At 69.5% G+C, this 24445-nt stretch carries 21 protein-coding genes; 12 read left to right on the top strand and 9 right to left on the bottom strand.

Annotated elements, in window-relative coordinates; all coding sequences use genetic code 11:
* Positions 1–29: 29 nt before the first annotated feature.
* Both ACX9MO_RS16295 and ACX9MO_RS16290 read right to left on the bottom strand, forming a co-directional pair.
* On the bottom strand, positions 30–1808 hold the full coding sequence (locus ACX9MO_RS16295) for an ABC transporter permease subunit (RefSeq protein WP_462212600.1): 1779 nt from the start codon (positions 1806–1808) through the stop codon (positions 30–32).
* Positions 1805–2950 carry an ABC transporter ATP-binding protein gene (locus ACX9MO_RS16290; protein ID WP_462212599.1) on the bottom strand — a complete coding sequence of 382 codons (1146 nt, stop codon included), beginning with the start codon at positions 2948–2950 and terminating at the stop codon, positions 1805–1807. Before ACX9MO_RS16290 ends, ACX9MO_RS16295 begins: the two co-directional genes overlap by 4 nt.
* A gap of 222 nt (positions 2951–3172) precedes the next feature.
* Between ACX9MO_RS16290 and ACX9MO_RS16285 the strand changes: the two genes are divergently transcribed.
* From ACX9MO_RS16285 to ACX9MO_RS16235, 11 genes are all read left to right on the top strand, one after another.
* On the top strand, positions 3173–3985 hold the full coding sequence (locus ACX9MO_RS16285; protein WP_462212598.1) for a CoA transferase subunit A: 813 nt from the start codon (positions 3173–3175) through the stop codon (positions 3983–3985).
* Positions 3982–4740: a CoA-transferase gene (locus ACX9MO_RS16280; RefSeq protein ID WP_462212597.1), complete on the top strand. Its 759-nt coding sequence runs from the start codon at positions 3982–3984 to the stop codon at positions 4738–4740. Before ACX9MO_RS16285 ends, ACX9MO_RS16280 begins: the two co-directional genes overlap by 4 nt.
* A gap of 99 nt (positions 4741–4839) precedes the next feature.
* Positions 4840–6039, top strand: coding sequence for a CaiB/BaiF CoA transferase family protein (locus tag ACX9MO_RS16275; RefSeq protein ID WP_462212596.1), 1200 nt, complete (start codon positions 4840–4842; stop codon positions 6037–6039).
* A gap of 12 nt (positions 6040–6051) precedes the next feature.
* Positions 6052–7110: a 2-hydroxyacid dehydrogenase gene (locus ACX9MO_RS16270; protein ID WP_462212595.1), complete on the top strand. Its 1059-nt coding sequence runs from the start codon at positions 6052–6054 to the stop codon at positions 7108–7110.
* Between the two features lie 10 nt (positions 7111–7120).
* Positions 7121–7798 carry a class II aldolase/adducin family protein gene (locus ACX9MO_RS16265; protein ID WP_462212594.1) on the top strand — a complete coding sequence of 226 codons (678 nt, stop codon included), beginning with the start codon at positions 7121–7123 and terminating at the stop codon, positions 7796–7798.
* 3 nt (positions 7799–7801) lie between these two features.
* Complete coding sequence (locus tag ACX9MO_RS16260; protein WP_462212593.1) at positions 7802–9310, top strand: FGGY family carbohydrate kinase; 1509 nt, start codon at positions 7802–7804, stop codon at positions 9308–9310.
* A complete protein-coding gene (locus tag ACX9MO_RS16255; protein WP_462212592.1) occupies positions 9307–10860 on the top strand; it encodes an acetolactate synthase large subunit in 1554 nt (517 codons plus the stop codon). The genes ACX9MO_RS16260 and ACX9MO_RS16255 overlap by 4 nt, the downstream gene beginning before the upstream one ends.
* 11 nt (positions 10861–10871) lie before the next feature.
* A complete protein-coding gene (locus ACX9MO_RS16250) occupies positions 10872–13181 on the top strand; it encodes a molybdopterin-dependent oxidoreductase (protein WP_462212591.1) in 2310 nt (769 codons plus the stop codon).
* Positions 13182–13193: 12 nt separating this feature from the next.
* Positions 13194–13763 (top strand): peroxidase-related enzyme, encoded by a 570-nt coding sequence (locus ACX9MO_RS16245; protein ID WP_222489648.1) that lies wholly within the window; start codon positions 13194–13196, stop codon positions 13761–13763.
* A gap of 3 nt (positions 13764–13766) precedes the next feature.
* The gene (locus ACX9MO_RS16240; RefSeq protein ID WP_462212590.1) at positions 13767–14162 is read left to right on the top strand and encodes a rhodanese-like domain-containing protein; all 396 of its coding nucleotides are present in this window, start codon (positions 13767–13769) and stop codon (positions 14160–14162) included.
* Positions 14163–14305: 143 nt separating this feature from the next.
* Positions 14306–15967: an acyl-CoA synthetase gene (locus ACX9MO_RS16235; RefSeq protein WP_462212589.1), complete on the top strand. Its 1662-nt coding sequence runs from the start codon at positions 14306–14308 to the stop codon at positions 15965–15967.
* A gap of 261 nt (positions 15968–16228) precedes the next feature.
* Here the strand turns inward: ACX9MO_RS16235 and ACX9MO_RS16230 are convergent, their stop codons facing one another.
* From ACX9MO_RS16230 to ACX9MO_RS16220, 3 genes are all read right to left on the bottom strand, one after another.
* On the bottom strand, positions 16229–16498 hold the full coding sequence (locus ACX9MO_RS16230) for a DksA/TraR family C4-type zinc finger protein (RefSeq protein WP_222489645.1): 270 nt from the start codon (positions 16496–16498) through the stop codon (positions 16229–16231).
* Between the two features lie 143 nt (positions 16499–16641).
* Positions 16642–17637, bottom strand: a complete 996-nt coding sequence (locus ACX9MO_RS16225) for an MDR family oxidoreductase (protein WP_462212588.1) — start codon at positions 17635–17637, stop codon at positions 16642–16644.
* 51 nt (positions 17638–17688) lie between these two features.
* Entirely contained in the window at positions 17689–18438 is a 750-nt protein-coding gene (locus ACX9MO_RS16220) for a FadR/GntR family transcriptional regulator (RefSeq protein ID WP_462212587.1), read from the bottom strand.
* 153 nt (positions 18439–18591) lie between these two features.
* On the opposite strand from ACX9MO_RS16220, the gene ACX9MO_RS16215 reads away from it, so the two are divergent.
* A complete protein-coding gene (locus ACX9MO_RS16215) occupies positions 18592–19986 on the top strand; it encodes an FAD-binding oxidoreductase (protein ID WP_462212586.1) in 1395 nt (464 codons plus the stop codon).
* A gap of 193 nt (positions 19987–20179) precedes the next feature.
* Here ACX9MO_RS16215 and ACX9MO_RS16210 read toward each other — a convergent pair whose 3' ends face one another.
* Genes ACX9MO_RS16210 through ACX9MO_RS16195 form a run of 4 tightly spaced genes read right to left on the bottom strand, consistent with a single transcriptional unit; the run spans position 20180 to position 24381 of the window.
* Complete coding sequence (locus ACX9MO_RS16210; protein ID WP_462212585.1) at positions 20180–21181, bottom strand: glycosyltransferase family 4 protein; 1002 nt, start codon at positions 21179–21181, stop codon at positions 20180–20182.
* A 22-nt stretch (positions 21182–21203) separates the two neighbouring features.
* On the bottom strand, positions 21204–22196 hold the full coding sequence (locus tag ACX9MO_RS16205; protein WP_462212584.1) for a glycosyltransferase family 2 protein: 993 nt from the start codon (positions 22194–22196) through the stop codon (positions 21204–21206).
* 30 nt (positions 22197–22226) lie between these two features.
* Complete coding sequence (locus ACX9MO_RS16200) at positions 22227–23141, bottom strand: glycosyltransferase family 2 protein (RefSeq protein ID WP_462212583.1); 915 nt, start codon at positions 23139–23141, stop codon at positions 22227–22229.
* A 1-nt stretch (position 23142) separates the two neighbouring features.
* Positions 23143–24381, bottom strand: coding sequence for an oligosaccharide flippase family protein (locus ACX9MO_RS16195; protein ID WP_222489638.1), 1239 nt, complete (start codon positions 24379–24381; stop codon positions 23143–23145).
* Between the last annotated feature and the right edge of the window lie 64 nt (positions 24382–24445).

Below are 24445 nucleotides of genomic sequence, written 5' to 3'. Positions count from 1 at the left end.
TTCTCCTCCACTGTTTACGGTGCTTTTGGTTAATTGGCCCCCGCCCGCCGGGTCAGGACCGGCCGGGCGAGGATGATGCCGCCGACGACAAGCAGGACCTCCAGCGTCGAGACCACGGCCAGGACCGGGTTCAGCTGGTAGTTGATGTCCCCCCAGAGCATCAGCGGCAGGGTCTTCATGCGCGGGCTGGACAGGAACAGCGTCAGCACGAGCTCGTCAAAGGAATGCAGGAAGGCAAAGAAGACCGCCGCCCCCAGCCCCGGCGCGATGGCCGGAAGGGTCACGGTGCGGAACACCGTCAGCGGCGAGGCGCCATGCACGGCCGCCCCCTGCTCCAGCTGGCGGTCCACCCCCTGCAGCGCGGCGGCGACGATCACCACCACGATGGGAATGCCCCCGATGGAATGCGCGGCGGCAAGGCCAAGGTAGGTGCCTACCAGCTCGAACTTCAGGAACAGCGAGTAGAGCGACAGGCCCAGCACCACCGGCGGCACGATCATCGGGCTGACCAGCAGCAGCATCACGGTCGACTTGTACTTGATGGTGCTGCGCACGATCCCCATCGCTGCCGTCGCCCCCAGCGAGACCGAGATCCCGGCAGAGAGGCAGGCGATGCCGAGCGAGTTCCAGAAGGCATCCATCCAGTTGCTGTCGGAAAAGAACTTCTCGTACCAGCGCAGCGAATAGGCCGGCGGCGGGAAGGTCAGGTAACTGGCCTTGCTGAAGGAAATGATCATCACCACGACGATCGGGATCACCAGCATCGCCACGATGAAGCCGCCCATCAACCGCACGGTCCAGGCGCCCCAGCGGGCCTGCAAGCCGCTGACCATGCGCAGCAGCGGCCAGCCCACGGTATCGGCCACGGTGGCCGACAGCCCGCGACGCGGGGTCCGCTCCACCGCCTTGGCCGGTTTCGGCGCAGGTGCGGCGCGGGTGCCGCCCCAGATGAACTCGAACCCCAGCAGGCGGCCCGCGATGGCCACGGTCACCAGCGTGATCACCAGCAGCACCACCGCAAGCGCCTGCAGGAAGCCTTCGCCGGTCACGCTGTCGGCCTGTTGGGTGATGTGCATGGCGAACATCATGTCGCCCGGCCCCCCCAGCAGGGTCGGCGTGATGAAGAAGCCAAGCGCCTGCACGAAGACCAGCAGGAAGCCCGCGCCGACACCCGGCAGGGTCAGCGGCAGCAGCACCCGCCAGAAGGCGGCCAGCGGCCCCGCGCCATTGGCCATGGCCGCGCGTTTCAGCGCCGGATCGACCCGCGTCAGGCTGGAATAGATCGAGAGCACCATGATCGGCAGCAGCACCGCCGTCATCCCCAGCAGCACCGCGCCCCGGTTGAAAAGCAGACCCAGCGGCTCGTCGAAGATGCCCAGCCAGACCGCCACCTTGTTGATCGGCCCGTTGCGGCCCAGAAGGACCATCCAGGCATAGGTGCGGATCAGGATCGCGATGAAATACGGCAGGATGATCGCCGTGGCGACCAGCATCTGCGTGACGCCCCGGGTGCGCTGGATCAGCAGCGCCGCCGGGTAGCCGAAAAGCGCACAGAGCAGCGCCACCGTCAGGGCGATCTGCATGGTGCGGATCAGGCTGTCGAAATAGAGCGGGGTCGAGAAGACCCGCGCGAGGTCGGCATACCACGGCTCGCCCTCGACCGAGGTCATCATCAGGTCGATCAGCGGCTGGACATAGATGAAGGCGAGGAAGGCGAAGGCCGGCAGCAGCAGCAGGGCCGGATTGCTCAGCCTCTGGCGCAGGGAGCGGCGCGGTGCCGTCAGCGCATCGGCGGGCACATCGGTCATGCCAGCACCCAGCCGTCCTCGGCCCCCCAGCTGACATGCACCTCGCTGCCGGGATCGGGCAGCACCTGCCCGGCCCGGTCAGGACAGCGCACCAGCATCACCTCGCCCGAGTCGAGCTCCACCTCGATCCGCAGCACCTCGCCCAGGAAGAGCGCCGAGCGCACCCTGGCGGGGATCGAGCCGGGCATCGCGGCCTCATGCAGGCGCAGCCGTTCGGGGCGCACCAGAACGGTCACGTTGCGGCCCGTCACCTCGTCGCGGCTTTCGGCGCGGAACTGGTGGCCGGTGCGAGTGCGCAGGGTCAGCGCGCCCCCCTCGCGGCGCAGGATCTCGGCCTCCACGAGGTTGCTCTCGCCGATGAAGGACGCCACGAAGCGGTTGCGCGGACGGCGATAGATTTCATCGGGCGTATCGACCTGGATGATCTTGCCCGCATCCATCACCGCGATCCGGTCCGACATGGTCAGCGCCTCGCTCTGGTCGTGGGTCACGAAGAGGAAGGTGGAGCCGATGGTGCGGTGGATCTCGCGGATCTCGATCTGGATCGACTCGCGCAGCCGCCGATCGAGGGCCGAGAGCGGTTCGTCCATCAGCACCACCCGCGGGCGCATCACGATCGAGCGCGCGATCGCCACCCGCTGCTGCTGGCCGCCCGACATCTCCGAGGGCATCTTCTGCGCGTGTTCCGTCAGGCGCATCATCTCCAGCGTCTCGTGCACGCGGCGGTCGCTGGTGGCCCGGTCGAGCCCCGCCATCCGCATCGGGAAGGCCACGTTCTGCGCCACGGTCATGTTGGGGAAGAGCGCATAGCTCTGAAACACCATGCCGAAGCCGCGCTTGTGCACCGGCACGTTATGGATCGCCTTGCCGTCCACGAGGATCTCGCCCGCGTTCAGCTGCTGGAAGCCCGCCAGCAGGTTCAGCAGCGTCGTCTTGCCACTGCCCGAGGGCCCCAGCAGCGTGACGAATTCGCCCGGCCGGATGTCGAGGCTGATGTGGTCGGCGGCGGCAAAACTGCCGTAGCGCTTGACCGCGTCGCGAATGGAAATGCCCGAACCGATCCCGGTCTGGGGCTGCGGCCCCGCACCGGATAGGGCGGCGGGATCAGAGGCGCCGGGGCGCTCTGCCAGGTTGACGATCATGTTTTCCTCCCTTGCGTTCCATATAATAGAACGATTTTCCGAGTTTTATCTTTGATCACGATTCCATTTCTGTCAATGCCCCGGATTCCGCAGCGTCATTTGCGGCGGCGCAGCATGAATTGGGCGATTGACAGTGGCAAGCGCCCTAACCTATGTTCGATTTCGAAGCATCGTTCCACAATTCGGAACACGCGCCAGAGGGGCGCGAGGGAGGAGGACCCCATGCAAAGCGACCTGAAAGGGATCGTCTCGAAGCTGCGCAGCGGTATGCGCATTGCGGTGCCGGTGGATTACGCCGGTGTCTCCATGGCGCTGACGCGCCCGATGATCGAGGCCGGCCTGCGCGATCTCGATCTGGTCTGCGTACCCACGGGCGGCTTGCAGGTCGACATGCTGGTGGGCGCAGGCTGCGTCCGCTCTGTCGAGACCAGCGCCGTCAGCCTCGGCGAGGCCGGGGGCGCGCCCCGGTTCAACGCCGCGGTCAAGGAGGGGAGCATCAAGGTGATCGACGCCACCTGCCCCGCCGTCCACGCGGGCCTGATCGCGGCCCAGAAGGGATCGCCCTTCCTGCCGCTGCGCGGGCTGATCGGCACCGATGTTCTGGCCAACCGCCCGGACTGGAAGGTGATCGACAACCCCCTGTCGGATCAGAAGGATCCCGTGGTGCTGATCCCCGCGATCCATCCCGACGTGGCGATCTTCCATGCCCCCATGGCGGACCGGCACGGCAACGTCTGGATCGGCCGCCGCCGCGAACTGGCCCCCATGGCTTATGCCGCGCGCGAGACCTACGTGACCGTGGACCGCATCGTCGAGGGCAACCTGCTGGCGGACGAGATGACCGGCGCCGGTGTCCTGCCCGCGCTCTATGTCTCCGCCGTGGCGGAGGCGCCGAAGGGCGCATGGCCCTATGGGCTCTGGGGGGAATACCCCGCCGACGTGGACGAGCTGAAGCGCTACGCCGCCGCCGCCCGTACGCAGGAGGGCTTTGACGCCTACATGTCCGAGACCGCGCAACAGGGAGAGCCCGCATGAGCAATGTCCTGCCCCGCGAGATCCTGATCACCACCATTGCCCGGCTGCTGGAGGGCGTGCGCCACGTGGCCGTCGGTGCCTCCTCCCCGATGCCGGCCGCGGGCGCGATGCTGCGCCGCGCGCTGGACGAGAACGAGCGCACCGTGCGCCTCTCGATCCTCGGCTCGGTGGAGCACAACTTCTTCACCAACGGCTCGTGCGAGCTCTTCGACAGCGCCGGACAGGGGCGCATCGACGCCTTCTTCCTCGGCGGCGGCCAGATCGACGGACAGGCCAACGTGAACCTCGTAGGCGTAGGCCACTACCCGCAGATCAAGGTCCGCTGGCCCGGCTCCTTCGGCTCGGCCTATCTCTACTTCGTGGTGCCCAAGGTGATCCTCTTCCGCGAGGAACACACCCCCCGCGTCATGGTCGAGAAGGTCGATTTCGTCTCCGCCCCCGGCGTCTCCGACCCCGAGGTCTACCGCCCCGGCGGGCCGGTGGCCCTGCTGACCGGCAAGGGGCTCTTCAGCTTCGACAAGACCCGGCCCGGTTTCACGCTGGAAAGCACCCACGAGGGCGAGAGCCTGGCCTCGATCCAGGAGGCGACGGGCTTTGCCTTCGAGCATGCCGACAGCGTGCCCGAAACGCCCGCGCCCGATGCCGCCACGCTGGAACTGTTGCGCACCCGGGTGCTGGACGAGCTGGAAGAGACCTACCCCGCCTTTGCCGCCGACTGGCGCCGCGACCTCGCCGCGCTGTCGGTTCCGGCCTGAGCGCGCAGACCGCGATCAGAGCGCGACCTGCCTGCGACCAAACGTTGAGCGGCCCGGCCCCGGGCCCCTCCCACGCCCCCTGACGAGACGGAGAGCTCCATGATCCCCCGCACCGGTTCCCTTGCCAATCTCAAGGTCATCGACGCCAGCCGTGTCCTCGGCGGTCCCTACTGCGGCCAGATCCTCGCAGACCACGGCGCCGACGTGATCAAGCTGGAGCCGCCCGCGGGGGACGAGACCCGTGGCTGGGGCCCGCCCTTCCTCGACGGGGCGGCGAGCTACTTTCAGGGCCTGAACCGCAACAAGCGCGGCATCGCCGTGGACCTGTCGCTGGACGCGGGCCGCGACCTTCTGCTGGAGCTGCTGGCGGGCGCCGATGTCTTCATCGAGAACTTCAAGACCGGCACGCTGGAGCGCTGGGGCCTCGGCTATGACGAGCTGTCGGAGCGGTTTCCCAAGCTGATCCATTGCCGCGTGTCGGGCTTCGGCGCCGATGGCCCCATGGGCGGGCTGCCGGGCTATGATGCCGCGATCCAGGCGCTGTGCGGGATCATGAGCGTGAACGGCGAAAAGGGCGGCGAGGCGACCCGCGTCGGCCTGCCCGTGGTGGACATGGTGACCGGCCTCAACGCGGCGCTCGGCGTCTGCATGGCGCTGAACGAACGCGCACAGAGCGGCAAGGGCCAGTTCGTCGAGGCGACGCTCTATGACTGCGGCGTCTCGCTGCTGCACCCGCACCTGCCGAACTATTACCTCTCGGGCAAGGTCGCGGCGCCCACGGGCAACGCGCATCCCAACATCTGCCCCTATGACACCTACCAGACCAAGGACGCGCCGCTCTTCCTCGCCGTCGGCAACAACCGCCAGTTCGCCAAGCTCTGCGCCACCATCGGGCGGCCCGGGATCGCCGAGGACCCGCGCTTTGCCTCCAACGCCGACCGGCTGGCGCATCAGGATGCGCTGAAGGTCGAACTGGAGGCCGCGATGGCCGCGCACGATTGCGCCACGCTCTCCGACACGCTGATCAAGGGCGGCGTCCCCTGCGGCGCCGTGCGCACCATCGACCAAGTGGTGGCGGACCCGCACACGAAACACCGCGAGATGGTGGTGGACATCGGCGCCTATCGCGGCACCGGCAGCCCGATCAAGCTGTCGCGCACCCCGGTCAGCTACCGCACCGCCCCGCCCCGCTTTGCCCAGCACACCGCCGAGGTCATGGCGCAATACGGGCTGGACACGGAGCAATTTGCCGAGGTCCTGCCCGGGCTCGCCCCGGTGAAGACGGACGAAACCGCCTGAGGAGGGCATGGGATGAGCACGCTCGACACCAAACCGCTGACCATTGGCGTGATCGGCGACGGCTTCATGAAGCCGGACCGGTTTCAGGAGGCGCTGGCCGCGCGGCTGGGATCGCGCCCGGTGGACTACCGCCAGATGGAGGTCGACTGGCCGCTGAACGCCAAGACCACCAAGTATGACCCGACCCTGCCGGTGGCGGAATTCCTCGGCCGGCCGGAGGAATATTTCGGCTTCCTCGAGGGGCTCGACATCCTTGTCACCCACCTCGCGCCGATCACGGCGGAGAGCCTGAAGCACGCCCCCGACCTGCGCCTGATCGCCGTGTCGCGCGGCGGGCCCGTGAACATCGAGATGGCGGCGGCCCGCGAACGGGGCATCACCGTGATCAACACGCCCGGGCGCAATGCCTCGGCGGTGGCGGAATTCACCGTGGCCTCGCTGCTGGCGGAGACGCGCAACCTGATCCGCGGCCACCTCGCCGTGCGGGCGGGCACCTTCAGCCGCGATTACTACCACTACGACAACGCGGGGCGGGAGCTTTGCGAGCTGACGGTGGGCATCGTGGGCTATGGCGACATCGGCACACGGGTGGCCAAGCTGCTGCAGCCCTTCGGCTGTTCGATGCTGATCTACGATCCCTTCAAGCCCCTGACGGAGCAGGAGATCGCGGACGGCTACGAAAAGGCCGAGCTGGACGAGCTGATGGCGCGCGCCGACGTGATCACCCTGCATCCCCGGGTGACGGAAGAGACCAAGGGCATGATCAGCCGCGAGCGGATCGCGATGATGAAGCCCGGCGGCTACATCGTGAACACCACCCGCGGGCAGGTGCTGGACTATGACGCGCTCTACGATGCGCTCGTCTCGGGGCACCTGAAGGGGGCCGCGCTGGACACCTTCACGCCCGAGCCGCCGCCCGCCGACATGCCGCTGCTGCAACTGCCCAACGTGACGCTCTCGCCGCATATCGCGGGGGCCTCGCGCTACTCGGCCAAGAAGGCCGCCACCCTGATCGCGGAGGATGTGGCCCGGTTCCTGGCCGGCGACACCCCGCGCCATCTGTGCAAGTGAGGAGGGACAGATGACCGACGAGGAATACGCACTCCGCGAGGAGCTGATCAAGGCCTGTCAGGCAATGAACGGCCTTGGCATCAACAAGGGCACGTCCGGCAATATCTCGGTCCGTCATGGCGACGGCTTCCTGATCTCGCCCACCGGCATCCCCTATGACCAGCTGACCCCCGAACACGTGGTGGCAATGAACTGGGACGCCACCTTCGAGGGCGACGTGCTGCCGTCGAGCGAATGGCGCTTCCACCGCGATATCCTGCAGGCGCGTCCCGACCTGAACGCCGTGGTGCACACCCATTCGACCAAGGCGACCTCGGTCTCGATCCTGGGCCGCGACATTCCCGCGATCCACTATTCCATCGCCGCCGCCGGGGGCGACAGCATCCGCTGCGCGCCCTACGAGATCTTCGGCTCGCAGGAGCTGGCGGATCAGGTGGTCAAGGCGCTGGAGGGCCGCCGCGCCTGCCTGATGGAACATCACGGCGTCATCGCCGGTCATGTCTCCATCGCGCGCGCCCTCTCCCTTGCCGTGACGGTCGAGGAACTGGCGACGCAGCTGCTGCTCCTGCTGCCCATGGGCGAGCCGCCTGCCCTCTCCGAGGCGCAGATCGCCGAGGTGCTGGTGAAATTCAAGACCTATGGCCAGCAGAGCCCCGGCACGCTGGAAGGGCTGCGCAAGGCGTCCTGATCCATGACCCGCCTCCTGATCTGTCTCGACAGCGGCACCACGGCGGTCAAGGCTGCGGCCTTCGACCTCGCGGGGCATCTGCTGGCCTCGGCCGAACGGCCGAACACCGCGCTGCGCCGTGAGGGCGCGCGGGTCGAACAGGACATGGAGGCGAGCCGTGACCTCGCCATGGCGGTGCTGCGCGATGTGGCCGCGCAGGCGCAGGGCCGGCCCGAGGGGCTGATCCTCACCGGTCAGGGCGACGGGCTCTGGCCCGTGGACGCCGAGGGCCGCCCGGTGGGCAACGCCTTCACCTGGCTCGACGGGCGGGCCCGTGCGCTCGCCGCCGCCATGGCGCCCGCGCTGGACGCGATCGAGGCCGTCACCGGCGCCCGCCCCACCGCCGCCGCGCAATCGCTGCAACTGCTCTGGCTGCAACAGAACGCGCCCGAACGCTTTGCCCGCATTGCCCATGCCCTGCGGCTGAAGGACTGGCTCTTCTACACGCTCACCGGCACATTGCTGGCAGAGCCCACCGCCGCCCTGCCCGTCTGGGGCAGCTGGCGCAGCGGTGAGACCTCCCGCCTCGTGCAGGAAGCCCTCGGCCTGACCCGCGGGGTCGAGCTGCAACCCGCCTTCGCCCCCGTGGGCGAGGCCCGTGCCGCGCTTTCGCCTGCCGCCGCCGCGATCACCGGCCTGCCCGCCGGGCTGCCGGTGCTGCTGGGGCCGGGCGATGTGCAGTCCACGCTGATCGGCCTCGGCCTTGGCACGCGGCCCGAGGTCACCCGCGCCTCGGTCTTCGGGACCAGCGCCATTCACGCCTGCCTGCTCGACGATCCCGACACGATGCCCGAGGCGCCGCGCGGGGCGATGGTGCAGAAATACGTCCTCGGCGAGGGCTACCTCTGCTTCCACCCCTGTTTCAACGGGGCGACGGTGCTGGCCCATCTGGGCGGCGTCTTCCGCGATCCCGCCACCCCGCATGAGCCCGCCTATTCCCCGTTGATCCTGCATCCCTTCCTCGAACCGGGGGGCGAACGCGCGCCCTGGACCGATCCGCAGGCCTCCGGCGCGCTCTTCGGCCTGACCGCCGCCACCACGCCCGCGCAAATCGCCTGGGCCGGGCGCGAGGCGCTCGCCTTCGTGGCCTGCACGTCGCACGCGATGATGGGGGCCCCCGGCGGGGCGCTCTCGCTTGGCGGCGGGCTGGCGCGGGATGCGGCCTTCGCCCGCTTCCTCGCCACCTGCACCGGGGTGCCGGTGCTGCGCTCGCCCACCGCCCACGCCGGGCCGCGCGGCCTTGCGGCCATAGCGGCGACCCACCTGCTGGACGCCGGACAAGAGGACATCGCCCTGCACTGGATCGGCCCGGCAGAGGAACGGCTGATCCCAGACACCGGCCCCGTCGCTGACTACGCGCAAGGCAAATACGCCGCCTTCCGGCAGCTCATCGACACGACCCGGCCCCATTGGGCCGTGCTTTCAGACCTCGCGGCCAAGGCCGCCCCCCTGCACGACAAGGAATACGCATGACCATCGGCGCCGACCTGCTTTGCGAAACCCTGCTGGCCAACGGGATCGACACCTGTTTCGCCAACCCCGGCACCTCCGAGATGCACTTCGTGGCCGCCCTTGACCGGCAGCCCCGGATGCGCTGCGTGCTGGGGCTCTTCGAGGGCGTGGTGACCGGTGCCGCCGACGGCTATGCCCGCATGGCCGAGAAACCTGCCGCCACGCTGCTGCACCTCGGGCCCGGCCTCGCCAACGGGCTGGCGAACGTCCACAACGCCAAGCGCGCGAACACGCCGATGGTGAACGTGGTGGGCGATCACGCGACCTATCACCTCGCGCTCGACGCGCCGCTGACCTCGGACATCGACAGCCTCGCCGCGCCGATGTCCCATTGGGTCGGCCGCGCCGACAGCCCCGACACCGTCGTGGACCGCACCGAGGAGGCCATCGCAGAGGCGATGACCGCGCCCGGTCGGATCGCCACGCTGACCCTGCATGCCGATGCCTCTTGGGGCGCGGCGCAGCAGGCGGTGCCCGCCGCCCTGATCCCGCCCGCGCCGCTGCCCCCCGAGGCCGCGCAGATCCGCGCGGCCGCGCAGGCGCTGCGCAACGGCAAGAGCACCACGATCATCGTCTCCGGCAAGGCCCTGCGCGCCGAGCAGCAGGCGGTGCTGGACCGGATCGCCCGCAAGACCGGCGCGCGGCTGATCGCGCAGCAGTCGAACGGGCGGATGGAACGGGGCGCGGGCCGCCCGCTGCTTGACCGGGTGCCCTACAAGATAGAACTGGCGCTCAAGACCTTTGCCGAGACGGAACAGGTGATCCTGATCTCGGCCAAGTCGCCTGTCGGCTTCTTTGCCTACCCCGGCCAGCCCGGCAACATGCTGCCCGAGGGTTGCACCGTCATCGACATGGCCACCGGCGCCCATGACGTGCCCGCCGCCATCGCGGCGCTTGCGGACGAGGTGGGCCTCGCGGACGCGCCCGCGGCCCAGCTGGCCGCGCGCGGGGCGCCCGACATGCCCACCGGCGCGCTGACCCCCGATGTCATCGCCGTGGCGCTTGCCCGTCACATGCCCGATCACGCGATCATCTGCGACGAGAGCGTCTCTTCCGGGCGGGACTTCTTCCGCACCACCTATGGCGCGGCCCCGCATGACTTCCTGCAACTGACCGGCGGGGCCATCGGCCTCGGCCTGCCCATGGCCACCGGCGCCGCCGTCGCCTGCCCCGACCGCAAGGTGATCTCGCTGCAGGCGGATGGCTCGGGCATGTACACGGTGCAGGCGCTCTGGACGCAGGCACGCGAGCGGCTGGACGTGGTCACCATCGTCTTCGCCAACCGGCGCTACAACATCCTGCATGGTGAATTGAAAGGCGTCGGCGCCGGGGACCCCGGTGAAAATGCACGCAAGATGCTGGATTTGGATGACCCGGCGCTCAACTGGGTGCAAATGGCAAACGGAATGGGGGTCGAAGCGGCCCGCGCCGACACCGCAGAGGGCTTTGCCGATCTGCTTACCGCCGCCCTGTCCCGTCCCGGCCCCTTCCTGATCGAAGCCATGATCTGAGGGATCGACACATGACCACCACCCGACGCATTCCGCATTGCAGCCACTGGGGCGCCTATACCCTGCTGGTGGAGGGCGACCAGATCACCGGGGTCGAGCCCTTCGCCGCCGATCCCGCGCCCTCGCCCATCATCCATTCCGTGCCGGAATGGGCCAAGGAAGAGCGTCGGGTGCTGCGCCCCATGGTGCGTGAGGGCTGGCTGGAGAAGCGTCTGGACAGCAACCGCCGCGGGCGCGGGTCGGAAAAGATGATCCCGGTCAGCTGGGACGTCGCCCTGTCGCTGGTGGCGGAGGAAATCACCCGCGTGTCGCGGGACCACGGCAATGACTCGATCTTCGCGGGCTCCTACGGCTGGACCAGCTGCGGGCGCTTCCACCATGCCTCGACCCTGCTGAAACGGGTACTGAACCTCGTGGGCGGCTACACCGGCCACCGCGACACCTATTCCATCGCCGCAGGTCCCGTGATCCTGCGCCACACGCTGGGCGACGATCAGGCCTGCGGCGGCGGGGCCAACACGCTGGATTCCATCGCTGAGAACACCGAGACCCTGCTGGTCTTCGGCGCGCTCTCGCCGCGCACCGCGCAGAGCGAAGCCGGCGGCATCGGCACCCACCAGCTGGAAAAATTCCTCGCCCGGATGCAGGAACGCGGTATCAAGGTGACCCTCGTCTCGCCGCTGAAGGACGACCTGCCCGAGTGGCTGGAGGCCGAGTGGTGGCCGATCCGCCCGAACACCGACGCGGCCCTGATGCTGGGCATGGCGGGCGAGATCGTGAAGACCGGCCGCGCCGATACCGCCTTCCTCGACCGCTACACCAGCGGGTCGGAGGAATTGCTGGCCTATCTCGACGGCCGCGCCGACGGCGTCGTGAAGGACGCCGACTGGGCCGCGCGCATCACCGGGCTGAAGGCCCCGGCGATCCGCGCGCAGGCGGAGGCCATGCTGGCTTCCCGCTCGATGATCACCGTCAGCTGGGCGCTGCAACGGGCGCATCACGGCGAACAGCCGTTCTGGGCCGCCCTGGCGCTTGCCTGCGTCATCGGCCAGCTGGGCCTGCCCGGCGGCGGCGTGGGCTATGGCTACGGCTCGCTCGGCGGTGTCGGCTCCCCCATCGCGCGGGGCAAGTTGCCCGCGATGAGCAAGGGCCGCGACGTGATCGACAGCTTCATCCCCGTGGCGCGGATCACCGACCTGCTGCTGAACCCGGGGGCGGAGTTCACCTACGAGGGCGAAACCCGCACCTACCCCGATACCCGCCTCGTCTACTGGGCGGGCGGCAACCCGTTCCACCACCATCAGGACCTCAACCGCCTGTCGGAGGCCTGGACCCGGCCCCAGACCATCATCGTGCAGGAGCCGATGATGACCCCCACCGCGCGGCGCGCCGACATCCTGCTGCCGGCCTCCACCTCGCTGGAGCGCAACGACATCGCGGGGGCCCGCCGGTCGGACTACGTGCTGGCCATGGGTCAGGCGATCCCGCCCGTGGGCGAGGCCCTGTCGGATTACGAGATCTTCTCGCGCCTTGCCGCCCTGCTGGGGGTCGAGGAGGCCTTTACCGAGGGCCGGGACGAGATGGGCTGGATCCGCCACCTCTATGACCAGACGCGGGCCGATGCGGCAGAGCGGCTGGGGTTCGAGATGCCCGACTTCGACACCTTCTGGGCGCAGGGCCACACCCCCGCCCCGGTCGAGCGGCATCACACCTACCTCAAGGAATTCCGCGCCGACCCCGAGGCCGCCCCGCTGGCGACCGAAAGCGGAAAGATCGTCCTCGGCAGCCGCAAGCTGGCGGAACTCGACTACGACGACTGCTGGTCCCACGCCGCATGGATCGAGCCGGTCGAATGGCTCGGCAACGACACCAGTGGCGAGGCGCTGCACCTGATCTCGCACCAGCCCAAGGGGCGGCTGCATTCGCAGCTCGAAACCGGGGCTGCGAGCCTTGCCGAAAAACGCCATGGCCGCGAACAGCTGCGCCTGCATCCCGAGGATGCGGCGGCGCGCGGCATCAGCGACGGCCAGACCGTGCGGGTCTGGAACGACCGTGGCGAGTGCCTCGCCACCGCCACGCTGACGACGGATCAGCGCGCGGGCGTGGCCGTCCTGCCCACCGGCGCGTGGTTCACCCCGCAGGCGCAGGGGCCGGAGCTGGCGGGCAATGCCAACGTGCTGACCGTGGACGTGGGCTCTTCCAAGTTCGGGCAGGGCTGTTCGGCCCATACCTGCCTGATCCGCGTGGCGCCCTACCAGGGCCCCGCCGGTGACGCGATCGAGACCTACCAGGCGGAGCTTCTGGCTGCCGCCGAAACCTGAGAAAGGACCAAGATGACCGAGACCCCGATCAGCCGCTTTCCGGTGCCGGAAATCGCCGACCTGCCGGAGGACATCCGCGAGAAAGTCCTCGCCGTGCAGGAGAAATCCGGCTTCGTGCCCAATGTCTTCCTGACGCTGGCGCACCGCCCCGACGAATGCCGGGCCTTCTTTGCCTATCACGATGCGCTGATGGACAAGAAGGAGGGTCTCACCAAGGCCGAGCGCGAGATGATCGTGGTCGCCACCTCGAACCTGAACCAGTGCCAGTATTGCGTCGTGGCCCACGGCGCGATCCTGCGCATCCGCGCCAAGGACCCGCTGATCGCCGACCAGGTGGCGATCAACTACCGCAAGGCGGCGATCACCGACCGCCAGAAGGCCATGCTCGACTTCGCCATGAAGGTCTGCGAGCGTGCCTACGAGGTCGGCGAGGAGGACATCGCGGTGCTGCACGGGCACGGGTTCACGGATGAGGACATCTGGGACATCGGTGCCATCACCGCCTTCTTCGGCATGTCGAACCGGCTGGCCAACCTGACCAGCATGAAACCGAACCCCGAATTCTACAGCATGGGACGTTGAACGATGGCAAAAGGCTACAAGCAGATGCTCGACGAGGCCGACGCGATGGTGACCTCGGTCACTGCGGAGGAGATGGCAGGCAAGCTGGAGGACGAGGGCATCGTGCTGGTCGACATCCGGGACCCGCGCGAGCTGGAGCGTGACGGCATGATCCCGGGCGCAAAACACGCGCCCCGTGGTATGCTGGAGTTCTGGATCGACCCGGAGAGCCCCTACCACAAGGAGTGGTTCGCGGAGGGCAAGACCTATGTCTTCTACTGCGCCTCCGGCTGGCGGTCGCTGCTGGCGGCCCGTGTCGGGCAGGAGATGGGGCTGGACGCGCAGAGCCTGCGCGGCGGCTTCGGCGGCTGGAAGAAGGACGGCCACCCCACCGCCGAGAAGGAAAAGCGCAGCGCCTGAGGCGACTGCCGCCGGCGGCGCCGCGGGCTTGACGGCCCCGCGCCCCGGCCCCCAAGTACGAGGACGCCCCCGCCGCCCGCGCGGGGGTCGGCAGTTGGCCCCCGGGGCCACGAGGAGACCGGGCCAGACCGGTGGAGGAACAGATGACCAAATACGACGAGGGGCTCGCCCCCTGCCCGGCCAACCACCAGCCGATGACGCCGATCTCCTATCTGGAGCGGGCGGCGCTGACCTATCCCGACCACCTCGCCGTGGTCCACGGCAGCCAGCGGACCTCCTATGCGCAGCTCTGGGAGAACTGCCGCCGCCTCGCCTCGGCGCTGGTGCGCCACGGCATCGGGCGCGGCGATACGGTCTCGGTCCTGCTCTCCAACACGCCGCCCATGGTGGAGGCGCATTACGGCGTCGCCATGGCCGAGGGCGCGGTGCTGCATTCGCTGAACTACCGGCTCGACGCGCCGGCCATCGCCTTCCAGCTGGAGCACGCCGAGGCCAAGGTGCTGATCGTGGACCGCGAGTTCGCGACGCTGGCCGCCGAGGCGGTGGCGGGCCTCGAAAATCCGCCGCTGATCATCGACTACGACGATCCCGAGTATCCCGAGGATGCGCCCTATCCCAAGGGACCGGCCATCGGGACGTGGGACTATGCCGAGTTCCTCGCCTCGGGCGATCCCGCCTATGTCGCGCCGCCGCCCGAGGATGAGTGGGAGGCGATCTCGCTCAACTACACCTCGGGCACCACGGGCAACCCCAAGGGCGTCGTCCTGCACCACCGCGGCGCGGCGCTGATGGCGCTGAACAAGGTGATCCACGGCGAGATGGGCAAGCATCCGGTCTACCTCTGGACGCTGCCGCTCTTCCACTGCAACGGCTGGAGCTTCTCCTGGACCGTGGCAGTGCAGGCGGGCACCCATGTCTGCCTCCGCTGGGTTCGGGCCAAGCCGATCTACGACCTGATCGCCGAACATGGCGTGACCCACCTCTGCGGCGCGCCCATCGTCATGTCGACGCTGCTCAACGCCGAGGAGGCCGACAAGCGGACCTTCCCGCAGGAGGCGATCTTCATCACCGCCGCCGCGCCCCCGCCCGAGGCGGTGCTGGCCGCCATGAAGGACGCGGGCTTCCGGGTGCTGCACCTCTACGGCCTGACCGAGACCTACGGCCCCGCCGTGGTGAACGAGTGGAACCGCGACTGGGACGCCCTGTCCCTGCCCGATCAGGCCGCCCACAAGGCGCGTCAGGGCGTGCGCTACCTCTCGCTCTCCGAGGCCGCCGTGCTGGACCCCGAGACGATGCAGCCGGTGCCCGCCGACGGCGAGACGCTGGGCGAGGTGATGCTGCGCGGCAACGTGATCATGAAGGGCTACCTCAAGAACGCGAAGGCGACCGAGGAGGCCTTTGGCGGTGGCTGGTTCCACACCGGCGACCTCGGCGTGATGCATGCGGATGGCTATATCCAGCTGAAGGACCGGTCCAAGGACATCATCATCTCGGGCGGCGAGAACATCTCTTCCATCGAGGTGGAGGAGGCGCTTTTCCGGCACCCCGACGTGTCGCTCTGCGCCGTGGTTGCGATGCCGGACGAGAAATGGGGCGAGCGGCCCGCGGCCTTCGTGGAACTGCGCCCGGGCCGCGTGCTGAGCGAGGCCGAGCTGATCGCCCATTGCCGGGGGTCGCTGGCGCATTTCAAATGCCCCGCGCGGGTGGTCTTCGACGATCTGCCCAAGACCTCGACCGGCAAGATCCAGAAGTTCGTGCTGCGCGAGCGGGCCAAGGCAATGGCCGCAGGCGTGGCTGCGGAATGATGGCTGCGGAATGACGGACGCGGCGGCCGGGTTTCGGTCGCCTCTCTCCCGGGCAAGGCCCTCACGTGATGCTGCGCATCCGAGGCCCTGCCCGTTTTCTTCGAAGAAAACGGACCGGAATTTTTGAAAATTCCGGATCCCGCCTGAGACGTTGCACGCAGGCCTCGCGGAGGCAGTCCCCTGTCCCGTCACCGAGACCATTCCGCGTGGAGAAGTCCGCTGCGCCGGATAAGCGCCGGGCAAGCGATGGCCCGGCTCAGGTCACTTCAACTGGCTGTCCTTCGATCCGCGACGGTTGATCCCGCCGCGCTGCGTTGCACGGCCGTCGCGCTCGTTCTGGCAGTCGATGCAGAGCTTCACCCCCGGGATCGCCACGCGGCGCTTCTCGGGGATCTCCTCCTCGCATTCGGCGCAATGGGTCAGGCTCTCGCCCACGGGGCCGCGGCGCGCCTGCATCCGCTTCAACTCATCGCTGATCGAGGCTTCGATCTGTTCGCTCACCGCGCCGTCGCGCGCCCATCCACCGGCCATGGCACCCTCCCGTGTCCCGGCGGGCAGCATAGCGCAGCCCACCGGCCAAGGTCAAAGCGTGGCACGCCCGCCCCCCGAAAGGCGCGGGCGAGACCAAAGGCGGGGGCGCAGGCCCAGTGTCAGGCCGCATACAGGACAGGCCCTCAGGCGGTGACGTCCACCACCACCCGGCCCCGGATCTTGCCCGCGACGATATCTGCGGCCAGTTGCGGCAGGTTGGACATCGGCTCCACATGGGCGATCTCGGCCAGCTTGGCGGTGTCGAGATGTTCTGCCAGCAGCGCCCAGGCCCGGTCCCGCTTGGCCTGCGGGGCCATCACGCTGTCGATCCCCAGAAGCGCCACGCCGCGCAGGATATGCGGCGCGACCGACCCCGGCAGGTCCATCCCACCTGCGAGGCCACAGGCCGCCACGGCGCCGCCATAGCAGGTCTGCGCCAGCACGTTCGCCAGCGTGGTGGAGCCGACGGAATCCACCGCCCCCGCCCAGCGTTCCTTCTGCAGCACGCCGCCCGGTTCGGCCAGATCGGCGCGAGCGACAAAGCCGCTGGCACCGAGGCCTGCGAGGTAGTCATGGGTCTCGGGCCGGCCGGTGGCCGCCGTGACAGTATAGCCCTTGGCCGAGAGCAGGCTGATCGCGGTGGAGCCGACGCCGCCCGCCGCCCCGGTCACCAGCACCTCGCCACCGCCGGGCTGGATCGCGCCCCATTGCTCCAGCGCATCCACGCAGAGCGCGGCGGTATAGCCCGCGGTGCCGATCGCCATGGCCTGTTCCATGCTGAAGGCCTCGGGCAGACGTGTCAGCCATTCGGGCTTGAGCCGCTGGTACCGGCTGTAGCCGCCCCATTCCGTCTCGGACAGGCCCCAGCCGTTCACCACGACCTTGTCGCCCGCCTTCCATGCCGGGGAGGCGCTTTCCACCACGGTGCCGGCAAGGTCGATCCCCGCCACCATGGGGCGGCGGCGCGCGATGCGGCCCTTGCCGCTGACCGCCAGCCCGTCCTTGTAGTTCACGGTCGAATAGGCGATCTCGACCAGCACCTCGTGCTCGGGCAGATCGGCCAGCGTGATGTCGGCAAAGCTCGCCTTGGGCTTGCCCTCGACATCGGTGATCATCATGGCGCGAAAGGTTTCGCTCATTTCCGTTCTCCTCCCGGAATAGATCTCTTGGTGGTGTGTCAGCGTGCCGTCTCAACCGGGGCGCCCCGCAGCCCGCCGGTCGAGCGTGGCATTCAGCAGGTCGCGCATCCCCTCGAGGTGGCGGCCCATCAGTTCTGCGGCGCGGGCCCCCTCGCCCGCCGCGATCGCCTCGGTGATCTGGTCGTGCAGATCGACCGAGCGGCGGCGCTCATGCTCGCGGTAGATCAGCATGTTGGTCACGGGGATGAAGCTTTCGATCACCGCGTACATCATCAGCTTGAGCGGCTGGTTGTGCGTCGCCTGCACCAGCGCCCGGTGGAACCGCACGTCGGAGGCGCAGAAGTCCTCATCGCGCAGGTTCTCGTCCCGTTGCAGGGCAACCTCGGCCCGCAGCGCGGCGAGGTCCGCCTCGGTCCGGGCGGTGGCGGCAAGGCGGCAGCAGACGGCCTCGGTCTCGGCCCGGGCGGTCAGCATCTCCTCCACGTCGATATCGCCCGTGCCCACCAGCAGCGTGGCGGCATCGGCAATCGCCTCTCCCAGCCCCTGCGGATCGGGACGCGAGACGAAGGTGCCCCCGGCGGGGCCGCGGCGCGAGCGGATCAGGTTCTGGGCCGCGAGGATCTTGAGCGCCTCGCGGATCGTGGGCCGGGACACGCCGAAATGCTTCGCGAGGTCCTCCTCGTTCGGCAGCCGGTCATCGACCTTGAGCTGCCCGTCGCGGATCGCGGCGCGCAGCTGGTCGGCCACCTGCCGCGACAGCCCGTCACGGACGATCTCTCCGGTCTGCAAACCGGTCTGCAATCCTGTCTGTAGCCCACTGCCGAGCGCCATGGCGGTCCCCCTCTCAAGCGACTCGGAGGCTAGCACCGCGCGCAAAAGATTAAAAGGTTTGACAAATAGGTTAATTCTGCGACCGTCGTTGCGTTGCCCATCACAGGTCCTGGGGAGGAGCGGATGACAGAGGTACTGAGCGGGGTCGAGGAGGCCCTGATCGAACGGCTGGGCGCGGTGCTGCCGCCGCAGGCCCTGCTGACCGGAGACAGGATCGACCCGCGCTATCAGGAGGACCGGCGCGACCGCGTCTCGGCCCGGCCCCGCTTCGTGCTGCGGCCTGCCACGACGCAGGAGGTCTCGGACGCGCTGCGGCTCTGCGATGCGGCCGGGCAGCGCGTGGTGGTCCATGGCGGGCGTACCGGCCTCTCGGGCGCGCATCGCATCGTGGAGGGCGAGGCCGTCCTCTCGCTGGAGCGCATGACCGCCGTCGGCGCCATCTCGACCGAAAGCGCAACCGTTCTGGCCGAGGCCGGTGCCCCCCTTCAAGCCGTACAGGAGGCCGCAAGTGCGGCGGGGTTCACCTTCGGCGTGGACATCGGCGCGCGCGGCACCGCCACCATCGGCGGCAATATCGCCACCAACGCGGGCGGCATCCGGGTGCTGCGCTACGGCATGTTCCGGGCACAGGTGGCCGGGCTGGAGGCGGTGCTGGCCGATGGCACGATCCTGTCGGGCCTGCGCGGGCTGGAGAAGGACAACAGCGGCTGCGACCTGAACCAGCTCTTCATCGGCAGCGAGGGCACCATGGGCGTGGTGACCAAGGCCCTGCTGCGCCTACACCCGGCCCCGGCGGATGCCATGAACGCCCTCCTCGCCGTGCCCTCGCTGGAGGCGGCGCTGAGCCTTCTGCAACGGCTGCGCGCGGCACTCGGCCCCCGGCTGACCGCCTGCGAGGTGATGTGGCCCGGCGCCTATTTCGGCATCTGCCGCCATCAGGGCCGCACCCCGCCACTTGCAACCGAGGCGCCCTTCTACCTGCTGGCCGAGAGCCAGTCCCCAACGCCCGGCGGCGCGGCAGAAGGTTTCCTCGACACGCTGATGGAGGGGATCGAGGACGGGCTGGCGCTGGATGCCGTCGTCTCGCAATCGCTCAAGGAATACGAGACGCTGTGGGAGATCCGCGACGGCGGGGCGGAATTCGTGCGTCACCTCGACAATACGGCGAGCGGCGACATCTCGGTCCCGCTGACGCGGATGGCCGACTTTGCCGTGGCCAGCCAAAAGGCGGTGCGGGAGGTCGATCCGGGGGCGAACTTCTACATGTTCGGCCACATCGGCGACGGCAACCTGCACTACGTCTTCACCACCACGCGGAAGGAGGCGGCGCTGGACCGGCTCTATCACGTGGTGGCGGATCATGGCGGCGCGATCTCGGCCGAACACGGGATCGGCGTGGACAAGAAGCCGTGGCTTCCCCTCGCCCGCAGCGACGGCGAGATCGGGGTGATGCGGCGGCTGAAACGGGCGCTGGACCCGAACGGCATCCTGAACCGGGGGCGGATCTTCGACCTCTGAGGGGCTGGCGGGGCGGGGAGCGTTCCGCCGCGCCTCGCCACCGCAGTCACGCACTGCACCGGGTCCCGCGCAAGGCTACGCAGGGCCGCGCCCCCTGCCCGGACCTGTCCCGGGGGTCAGCCGGGCCGTGTCCCATGCCCGGCCCGGCATCGACGGACGTCGTGCCCGACCGCGCTGCCCCGATGGCTCGCCCTCAGGCGGTCTGCGCCAGCCTCTCGCCCTCGTTCTCGCCCAGCAGGTCCTCCACCAGCCGCGCCCAGCCGTCACGGGTGGGCCGCGCGGTGGCAAGGCTGCGGTCGATCTCGGAGCGTTCCGCTTCCGTCAGCCGGGCGATGGCATCGGTCCAGGCCTCCTCGCTCAACTCCGTCACGGGGATATTGCCGCGCGCCACCTGGTCCTTCAGCCCGTCCACGCGGGACATCAGCACGGGGCGACCGGCGGCATTGGCCTCCAGCGCGACGAGGCCATAGGGCTCCCACCGCGAGGGCATGGCGATGGCGTCGCAGGCGGCATAGGCCTCCTCGGGGCGGGCGGTGAAGCCGGGGAAGAGGATGCGCGGATCGCCCGCGGCGAGCGTCTCCAGTTCCGCCCGCGCCGCACCCTCGCCGAAGAGCGCCAGCCGCAGGAAGGGGTCGGGCAGCGACCGGAACGCCCGGATCAGCACGTCGAAGCCCTTCTGGGCCTCGAACCGCCCCACGGCGCCCAGCACCCGCACCGGGCCACGCGGGGCCTCCAGCGCGGTACAGGGGGCAAGGTCGACACAGGGCGGGATCACGTCGAGCGCCTGCGCCCGCACCAGCCCGCGCCGCTCCATCCAGCCGGCCTGCGCCGCGCTCACCGCCACGACCCGGTCGAAGAGCGCATAGGCGCAGCGCAGCAGGTGGTGGAAGCGGGTCCGATGGGTGACATTGGCGGCGGTGAAGCCCTCGGAATAGCTGTGCTCCACATGGACCAGCGGCAGGCCGGAGTGACGCGCCCGCAGGGCCATCAGCCCCGGCAGCCCGCGCCATGTGATCGCCAGATGCGAGACGATCATGTCGGCGTCGATCCCGGCGCGCGCAGGCGCATGGCGCGGCACGACGCAGACCTGATGGTCGGCGATGCGGGCCATCTTCGGGTCCTGCCGCAGGAAATCGAGGTAGCGGGTCACGCCGCCGGCGGTGGTGTCGTCAACGAGATGGGCAATGCGGATCATGGGGTGTCCTCCGACGGGCAGATCAGGTGGCGCGGCGGCCGGCGACGCGGGCCAGACGGGCGATGGCGTTGGGGCCGAGGGCAGCAAGCACCCCGGCGGCCAGCGTGGTGGTGGCGGTCTTCACCGGCTCGCGCAGCAGGGCGCGCGGGCTGGCGGCCCATGCGGCCCGGCTGCGGCGCAGCGCCTCGGCCCCGTCGCCGGAGCTGATCGCCCGACGGGCGAGGTAGCGGTGCTGGAAGGCCCGGGCGGCGGGGGCATGGGCGGCCACGAAACCGGGCGCGAGGCGCGACAGCTTGGCCACCACGGCCTCCCACGTCTGGTACTGCCGCGCGATCCCGGCGGAGAGCCCGCCCGGCACGACCCGGTAGCGGGTCAGCAGGCCCGGCACGCCCTCCACCTCCCAGTCGGTGGTCAACATCAGGCGCATCCAGCACTCGATATCCTCGGACTGGCGGAAGCGTTCGTCGAACCACCAGTCGCGGCTCTCCTCGTAGGCGGGACGGAAGGCGATGGCATCGAGCGCCGCGCGCCGCAGGACAGCGGCCGAGCCGTTGCCCACGGGGTTGCGCCGGAACACATGGGCCGCCGTCACGCCGCGCAGGCGCGGGCGCTGCGCAAGGCCCATCGGGCGGCTGGCGGCGTCGATCAGTTCCGAGCCGGAGTAGCTGAGGCCGACCTGCGGGTTGGCCTCCAGGTGCGCCACATGGGCGGCCAGCTTGGTCGAGCGCCAGAGGTCATCGCTGTCGCAGAAACCGATATAGGCCCCCCGTGCGGCATTGATCCCGGTGTTGCGCGCCCCGGCAAGGCCCCGGTTCGGCTGCTGGATCACCCGGATGCGGGGATCGCCCATGGCGCGGACCACGGCCAGCGTCCGGTCGTGGGAGCCATCGTCGACCACCACGATCTCGAAATCCGTGAAGGTCTGCGCCAGCAGGCTCTGAAGCGTCTCACCGATGGTTTCGGCGACGTTGTAGGCGGGCACCACGATCGTGGCCCTGGGGGTGCGGTTGGACATCGGAAAGCCTCCTCTCGGTGGGTGAGTAGTTCAGTGGGAAAAGAGCGCCCGGCGCAGGGTCCGCGGCATCAGGGGGGCGGCGGCGGCACAGGCGAAGGTCAGCCCGCCGCGCCTGAGGTCGGAAAAGAACCCCAGCGGGCTGAGGCAGGCACCGCGCAGCGCCAGCCGCAGTGCCTCACGTGCGGGGGCATCGGTGCGCAACGCCCGGCGGGCGAGGTAGCGCAGGTGGATCGCCTCGGCCCGCGCATCGGGGCGAAAGCCGAGCTGCGCCGCCGTGGCCAGTGCTGCCTCGCGCCCCAGCCGCATCTTCTCCAGATCGGCGGAGAGGCCGGTGGGCGAGGTCCGGTAATGCACCAGCAGCCGGTCCAGCCCGATCACCCGGTGGCCGAGGCCCACAAGGCGGATCAGCCATTCAAGGTCCTCGTTGTGCACCATGGCCGGGTCGAAGCCACCCGTGGCCGTCAGCACGCGGGTGCGGACGCAGAGGTTGGACATGGTGCAGACCGGGTTTTCCCCCATGAGCTGCGGTACGGTCAGCGCGCCCCTCGGCACGGTCGAGAGCGTGCGCGAGCCGCGCGCGTCGAAGAAGGCGATCTGCGCATAGGCCGCGTCCACGTGACGGTCGGCAAAGATCGCGCGCATGCAGGCCAGCTTGGCCCGGTCCCAGAGGTCGTCGGCATCGCAGAAGGCCACCACCTCGCCGCCAGCCAGCGACATGGCGAGGTTGCGGGCGGTGCTGGGCCCCTGCCCCGGATTGCGCATCACCCGGATGCGGGTGTCACGGCGGGCATAGGCAAGCGCCAGCGACCAGCTGCCATCGGAAGAGCCGTCATCGACGATCAGCGCCTCCCAGTCGGCGTCGGTCTGGGCCAGCAGGCTGTCGAGCGTCTCGCCAAGGGTGGCGGCGGCGTTCAGGCAGGGGATGAGGATCGAGAAATACGGCATGTCAGGCCCTCCGGATCAGCGGGGAATGCAGGGTCGCCAACAGCACGGGCAGCGCACTTGCGGCCTGGGTGACAACGGCGACGGCGAGGTAGCCCCAGGCGAGCGCGGTCAGGCCGTGCGGCGCCATGAGGGCGGTGTTGGCGATCAGCGCGGCGGTCATCGCCAGCGTGACGGTGAATTCGCGCTGCGGGCGGCCCTCGGCGCGCAGGTATTGCGCCACGGCGGACCAGATCACGCCCGGGATCGCCGCAAGGCAGAGGATCGAGACCACCTTGGCCAGCCCGGCCCACTGATCCCCGAAGAGCACGGGCACGTAGAGCGGCGCGGCAAAGGCCTGCAGCACGACCACCGGGGCGATGATCCCGACCGAGAGCATCAGGGCGCGGCGCAGCTCCAGCCCGCGGTCCGCGGCGGCGCAGAGCGAGGGGAAGAGCGCGACGGAGAGCGCCTGGGAGAAGGAATTCGCAAGGCCGAGGCCCGCGTTGAAGGCCATGAAGTAGAGCCCCAGAACCTCGGGGCCCATGAGCAGGCCGACGACCAGCTTGTCCGCCTGCAGCCGCAGCGCCTTGACCAGTTCGACCCCCAGCACGGCCCAGCCGTAGCGGGCGAAGGGCGCCAGCGGCGCGGGCGCGACACTGCGGTCCGGGCGCCAGGGGTGGAGGCGGCGCATGGCGATCAGCCAGATCGGCGCGGCCAGCAGCCGCGGCAGCACCAGCGCCAGCGGCCCGGGCAGCACCAGCACCAGCACGGCGGTGGCGATATTCGCCCCCACCACCTGACCGGCGGCGATGGCCGCGGTCTGGCGCATCTTGCCCGCCCGCATGGCGAGCGCACATTGCACCAGCCCGCGCGGCATGAAGAGGTATTCCCCCGCGAGGATCGCGATCAGGGCAAAGAGCAGCGCCTCGCCCCCGGCCAGCCAGAGCGCGGCGCCGAGGACCATCTGAAGCCCGAAAAGCCCGAGGCACCAGCCGTCGAAGATCCGCCGCGCGGTGCGGCAGGTGGCCTCCAGTTCGCCCCGAGGGGCGGCGATGATGCGCTGGTTCACCCCGGTCTCGGTCAGGGCCTTGAGGATATCGGCGGCGGCCATGGCGGCGGCGGCGATCCCGATGGCGCCCGCGTCCAGCGTTCGGGCGACTGCCACGACCACCAGCAGCCGCGACGCCTTGGCTGCCACTTCGGACAGGCAGTAGGCGAGAAGGTGACGGGCGAAATGTCCCGTGCAGCGGTCGGTGATCATGGCAGTCGGCTCCTTTGCGGCGCCCACCGTGTGGGGGGTGTGGGGATGGGCGCTGAGACAGGTC

The organism is Pseudooceanicola profundus (genome assembly GCF_054919315.1).
This window is presented reverse-complemented; position numbering and strand designations above follow the sequence as displayed.

Excerpts from the sequence above, each read along its gene's own strand:
- ACX9MO_RS16295 (WP_462212600.1), bottom strand. The coding sequence starts at position 1,808 with ATGACCGATGTGCCCGCCGATGCGCTGACGGCACCGCGCCGCTCCCTG.
- ACX9MO_RS16290 (WP_462212599.1), bottom strand. The coding sequence starts at position 2,950 with ATGATCGTCAACCTGGCAGAGCGCCCCGGCGCCTCTGATCCCGCCGCC.
- ACX9MO_RS16285 (WP_462212598.1), top strand. The coding sequence starts at position 3,173 with ATGCAAAGCGACCTGAAAGGGATCGTCTCGAAGCTGCGCAGCGGTATG.
- ACX9MO_RS16280 (WP_462212597.1), top strand. The coding sequence starts at position 3,982 with ATGAGCAATGTCCTGCCCCGCGAGATCCTGATCACCACCATTGCCCGG.
- ACX9MO_RS16275 (WP_462212596.1), top strand. The coding sequence starts at position 4,840 with ATGATCCCCCGCACCGGTTCCCTTGCCAATCTCAAGGTCATCGACGCC.
- ACX9MO_RS16270 (WP_462212595.1), top strand. The coding sequence starts at position 6,052 with ATGAGCACGCTCGACACCAAACCGCTGACCATTGGCGTGATCGGCGAC.
- ACX9MO_RS16265 (WP_462212594.1), top strand. The coding sequence starts at position 7,121 with ATGACCGACGAGGAATACGCACTCCGCGAGGAGCTGATCAAGGCCTGT.
- ACX9MO_RS16260 (WP_462212593.1), top strand. The coding sequence starts at position 7,802 with ATGACCCGCCTCCTGATCTGTCTCGACAGCGGCACCACGGCGGTCAAG.
- ACX9MO_RS16255 (WP_462212592.1), top strand. The coding sequence starts at position 9,307 with ATGACCATCGGCGCCGACCTGCTTTGCGAAACCCTGCTGGCCAACGGG.
- ACX9MO_RS16250 (WP_462212591.1), top strand. The coding sequence starts at position 10,872 with ATGACCACCACCCGACGCATTCCGCATTGCAGCCACTGGGGCGCCTAT.
- ACX9MO_RS16245 (WP_222489648.1), top strand. The coding sequence starts at position 13,194 with ATGACCGAGACCCCGATCAGCCGCTTTCCGGTGCCGGAAATCGCCGAC.
- ACX9MO_RS16240 (WP_462212590.1), top strand. The coding sequence starts at position 13,767 with ATGGCAAAAGGCTACAAGCAGATGCTCGACGAGGCCGACGCGATGGTG.
- ACX9MO_RS16235 (WP_462212589.1), top strand. The coding sequence starts at position 14,306 with ATGACCAAATACGACGAGGGGCTCGCCCCCTGCCCGGCCAACCACCAG.
- ACX9MO_RS16230 (WP_222489645.1), bottom strand. The coding sequence starts at position 16,498 with ATGGCCGGTGGATGGGCGCGCGACGGCGCGGTGAGCGAACAGATCGAA.
- ACX9MO_RS16225 (WP_462212588.1), bottom strand. The coding sequence starts at position 17,637 with ATGAGCGAAACCTTTCGCGCCATGATGATCACCGATGTCGAGGGCAAG.
- ACX9MO_RS16215 (WP_462212586.1), top strand. The coding sequence starts at position 18,592 with ATGACAGAGGTACTGAGCGGGGTCGAGGAGGCCCTGATCGAACGGCTG.
- ACX9MO_RS16210 (WP_462212585.1), bottom strand. The coding sequence starts at position 21,181 with ATGATCCGCATTGCCCATCTCGTTGACGACACCACCGCCGGCGGCGTG.
- ACX9MO_RS16205 (WP_462212584.1), bottom strand. The coding sequence starts at position 22,196 with ATGTCCAACCGCACCCCCAGGGCCACGATCGTGGTGCCCGCCTACAAC.
- ACX9MO_RS16200 (WP_462212583.1), bottom strand. The coding sequence starts at position 23,141 with ATGCCGTATTTCTCGATCCTCATCCCCTGCCTGAACGCCGCCGCCACC.
- ACX9MO_RS16195 (WP_222489638.1), bottom strand. The coding sequence starts at position 24,381 with ATGATCACCGACCGCTGCACGGGACATTTCGCCCGTCACCTTCTCGCC.